The organism is Okeania sp. (assembly GCF_983059655.1).
In genome coordinates this window covers 1-1,702 of the sequence record NZ_CEZPJD010000100.1, presented here as the reverse complement: position 1 = coordinate 1,702, position 1,702 = coordinate 1, and the positions used below count along the sequence as shown (strand labels likewise).

Below are 1,702 nucleotides of genomic sequence, written 5' to 3'. Positions count from 1 at the left end.
ACCATGAAGGTAATTGGTGTATAGAAGCTCAAGGAAAAATAGATAGTGACGAAGTAACAATTTTACAATCAATTCCCATCGAATCTACAGACCCCCAAACATCACTTCCCATATTACCAACTACCGTTATTAACTATGTAATTCATACTCAAGAAAAGACTGTAATCAACGACGCAGTTCACGAAGGACAATTTATTAATGACCCTTATATTATCGCCACAAAAAGTAAATCAATTCTCTGTACTCCCCTAATTAACCAAAGTCAATTAAGCGGAATAGTCTATTTAGAAAATAATTTAGCCACAGATACATTTACCTCAGAAAGAGTCGAACTATTAAATATTTTATCTGCTCAAGCTGCAATTTCCATCGACAATTCCCGACTTTATCAAACCCTAGAGCAAAGAGTGGAAGAACGCACAAAAGAACTATCACAAACCTTAGACGTTCTCAAAGCAACTCAAGCAGAACTAATGTTTGAAAATGAACTACTAAAAACTGGCAAACCCGCCTCTAATTTTAATTATAAAGTAGGTGGAAGTTTACCCAATAATTCCCCTACTTATGTAGTCCGGCAAGCCGATCGCTCCCTCTATCAAGCCTTAAAACAAGGAGAATTTTGTTATATTTTGAATTCCCGACAAATGGGTAAATCTAGTCTCATGGTCAGAATGATCAACCATCTCAACAATGAAGGACATCATTGTGCTGCAATAGATTTAACTCAAATTGGTAGTGAAAATGTGACCGTAGAACAATGGTATAAAGGATTAGCAGTGGATCTATTGCGCAGTTTTCTTTTAATGCAAAAATTTAATTTAATCAAATTTAAAACTTGGTGGAATGACAGATTAGATATTTCTCCGGTACAAAGATTAGGTCAATTTATTGAAGATATTTTATTAGTTGAACTGAATAATGAGGACGATGAATCTATCAAAAAAGTATTCATTTTTCTGGATGAAGTTGATACAATTTTAAGCTTAAAATTTCCAGTCAATGACTTTTTTGCCCTAATTCGCTCTTGCTACAACAAACGAACAATTCATCCAGATTCTAGATATCAGAATCTCACCTTTGCTTTTTTTGGAGTAGCCACTCCTTCAGAATTAATGACTGATAGTAGGAAAACACCTTTTAATATTGGTCAAGCAGTTGAGTTAGAAAGCTTCAAAAAACATGAAGCACAACCTTTATTATATGGAATAACAGAAAAAGTTAGTAATCCTCAAACTATGCTGCAAGAGATATTAAACTGGACGGGAGGACAACCTTTTTTAACTCAAAAACTATGTCAGTTAATTCGTAATTCAGAAATACCAATTCCGGTCAATGGTGAAACTGAATGGATAGAAAACTTAGTACAAGAAAAAATTATCAAAAATTGGGAAGCTCAAGATGAACCAGAGCATTTAAGAACCATTCGCGATCGTATTTTTTATAGTGAAAATAGAAGACAAATGCTGGAAATTTATCAACAATTATTGGAGCAAAAAGAGATAATTAGGAAGGATATTCCAGAAGAAAAAGAATTATGTTTATCAGGACTAGCAATTAAGCAAAATGAGTTGCTGAAAATTCACAACCGCATTTATGAATTAGTGTTTAATAGTAGTTGGACTGAAAAAAATCTGCTGGAACTTTAGGAGAAGAAAGAAGGATGATGCCCCCCGAGCAAGCCAATTCTGGGGGGAACAAGAAT

General features: G+C 34.1%; 1 protein-coding gene. It reads left to right on the top strand.

From position 1 onward, the window contains the following. On the top strand, positions 1 to 1,646 hold a 1,646-nt coding region (locus AC3DU7_RS08445; RefSeq protein WP_488038909.1), incomplete at its 5' end, for an AAA-like domain-containing protein. Between the last annotated feature and the right edge of the window lie 56 nt (positions 1,647 to 1,702).